This is a genomic window from Microbacterium sp. Bi128 (assembly GCF_918698205.1).
The window spans coordinates 1-2,236 of record NZ_CAKKMM010000836.1; the positions used below are offsets into that span (position 1 = coordinate 1).

Sequence of the window (2,236 nt, forward strand, 5' to 3'; positions counted from 1 at the left end):
GCGGCCACCTTCCGGCCCTCGACGAGGCGAAGCCCGTTCTTCAATTCCACGTTCAGCAGGCCAGCCGGTCCATGGCAGACCGCGCCCACCAAGCCGCCGGCGTTGTAGACGCTGGCCACCAGATTCTGCAAGCCTTCGCTGCCCGGGAAGTCCCACATCGTGCCGTGGCCGCCCACCAGATAAACGGCGTCGTACTGGTCGGGATCAACGACGTCGACGCGGGCAGTGTTGTAGAGGCCGGCGCGCGTGGTCTCGTCCTCCGTGAAGGCGACCTGGATGGGATCTTCTGAGTCCACCTCGTCGCGCGGAGGCTGGCCGCCCTGGATGGACGCGAAGTCGACGAAATGCCCGGAATCCTTGAAGACCTTCCAGGGATGTGCAGCCTCCGCCACGTTGTAGCCGGTCTTCTCTCCGGTATCGCCGATCTCGGAAACGCTGGTCAGTACCATGAGGATTTTCTTCATGAAGTGCTCCTTTCGTCCAACTTCCACCCTACGCCCAGCCCAATTCGGGCCTTCCTTCCCCGCTGTCTTTTGCCTGCCGGCAGGCTTGCTTGGCACTTGACCATTGAGGCAGCGCCCTAGAGCCTTGGGGCATGACAACTCGATACCACTTGGGCCTCGCAGCCGCTGCAGGGTTGGCGCTGCTGTGCGGGTGCGCGATGCAGGGGGATCCGGCAAGTGGGACCCCGGCCAAGCCAACAACGATGGCCGCCTCAGGCTCGCCGTACAGTCTCTACACACACTGCGGCATCCATGAAGCGCTCGTGCAGGGCACCTATTTCGTCGCGGACGAAGCGCTGGACGACGGCCACGGCAACCCGCCTGAAGGCTGGAAAAACCCCTACCAGCCCGGCGCCATCATCGTGACCGGCCCAAAGGCCATCTTCCGCGATGACGTCGGCCACACGGTGACCTTCCATGCCCGCCCTGGCGCCACAGGTTTCCTCAACACCTGCTCCTAAAACGCAGGCACCGGCACCCGAAGCCAAAACCGACTAGTCGTCGCAGTTCTGCAGGACCCAGTTCTGAGCACGCCAGATGACGTTCTAGAGGTTGTAGGGTGCGTCGAGCGCTGCCAGCCGTTCACAGCTCCCCCTCCAGTTGCTCCATCTCCAGGCACGCGTCCTCGTAGGAGACGTCGCCGTTCCGGAATGCCTGCTCGAGTTCCTTGGCCCTGTGCCGTGAATGGGCCGTGCTCAGTGTTCCCGTGAGGCCAGCCTCCAGATAGTCGAACCTGGAGTGCGTGGGCTGCTGGTCGCGGGCGTGGTCGCTTGCGGGGACGTGCCGGCGGATTGTCGCGCGGAACCAGGCGCCAGGGTGCATTAGGCGATGCGCATAGGCTCTGGGGTCGACTAGGTACATGCTTCCATGGTTCAACTCCCTGCTGAGAAGACCATGAGTTTCCTCTGAGTGATCGGGGCAAACGACCTTCCGGGGCCATCACCACCAACCAGGAGGCCCCGCTTCCCTCGCGCTGGCAGGGAGCGGGCCCCGGTCTCCCGCCTACCCGCGGACGATCACGACGTCCAGGGTCCGGGGGCCGTGGACGCCTTCGACGCGTTCGAGTTCGATGTCGCTGGTGGCGCTGGGACCGCTGATCCAGGTCTGCGGGCGGGTGCCGTCGAGCCGGCGGAGGGCCTCCGGCAGGATGGCGGTAATGTCCCCGGCCCGGACGATGCAGATGTGCCGGTCCGGGACGAGGCTGATGACCCGGCGCCCCTGGTCCGGTGCGGCATCGAGGATGATGGTGCCGGTTTCGGCGACGGCGACGGCGCTGCCGGTGACGACGGCGTCAATCCCGTCGAGCTCCTCGACGCTGAGCCGCTGCCCGGGGGCGTCCGTGACGCGGCGGCCGGAACCGCCGTCGCGCGCGTCCGCCTCCGAGAACAGCGCCTGGTCCAGACCGTGTGGCACAGCGTAGCGGCCGGTGCCCTCGAGGAGCGCGGCGAGCCGCTGCGGCACCGCGGCGGCTTCCTCGACGAAGACGTTTGCCTTGTAGTCGAGGAGCCGGTCCGTCAGCAGCTCGATCAGCGCTTCCCCGCTCAGCCCGGAGGAGCGCCGGTAGTCGCGGGGCACCTCCGGTACTGCCGGGGCGTCCCGGAGTGCCGACCGGATCCGGTCGAGTATTTCTGCGCGCGCGCTCACGGGTTCTCCTCTGTTCCGGCTGATCCTGGGCCGGCGGTCTCCGTGCCGGGGGCGTCGGTGCCGGCAGCCGGGGGGGCCCCTGAACCGGG

4 protein-coding genes are annotated in these 2,236 nt (G+C 67.0%); 1 reads left to right on the plus strand and 3 read right to left on the minus strand.

Annotated elements, in window-relative coordinates; genetic code table 11:
- The coding region (locus LQV45_RS26910; RefSeq protein WP_230009809.1) for a type 1 glutamine amidotransferase domain-containing protein at window positions 1–464 on the minus strand (464 nt) is incomplete at its 3' end.
- Between the two features lie 242 nt (window positions 465–706).
- Between LQV45_RS26910 and LQV45_RS26915 the strand changes: the two genes are divergently transcribed.
- The gene (locus LQV45_RS26915) at window positions 707–964 is read left to right on the plus strand and encodes a hypothetical protein (RefSeq protein ID WP_230009812.1); all 258 of its coding nucleotides are present in this window, start codon (window positions 707–709) and stop codon (window positions 962–964) included.
- A gap of 121 nt (window positions 965–1,085) precedes the next feature.
- Here LQV45_RS26915 and LQV45_RS26920 read toward each other — a convergent pair whose 3' ends face one another.
- Both LQV45_RS26920 and LQV45_RS26925 read right to left on the minus strand, forming a co-directional pair.
- On the minus strand, window positions 1,086–1,325 hold the full coding sequence (locus tag LQV45_RS26920; protein ID WP_230009815.1) for a hypothetical protein: 240 nt from the start codon (window positions 1,323–1,325) through the stop codon (window positions 1,086–1,088).
- A gap of 180 nt (window positions 1,326–1,505) precedes the next feature.
- Entirely contained in the window at window positions 1,506–2,147 is a 642-nt protein-coding gene (locus LQV45_RS26925) for a lactate utilization protein C (protein WP_230009818.1), read from the minus strand.
- Window positions 2,148–2,236 lie beyond the last annotated feature (89 nt).

Bases quoted from the DNA above. Each gene is read 5' to 3' on its own strand.
- LQV45_RS26915 (WP_230009812.1), top strand. From the start codon at position 707: ATGGCCGCCTCAGGCTCGCCGTACAGTCTCTACACACACTGCGGCATC.
- LQV45_RS26920 (WP_230009815.1), bottom strand. From the start codon at position 1,325: ATGCACCCTGGCGCCTGGTTCCGCGCGACAATCCGCCGGCACGTCCCC.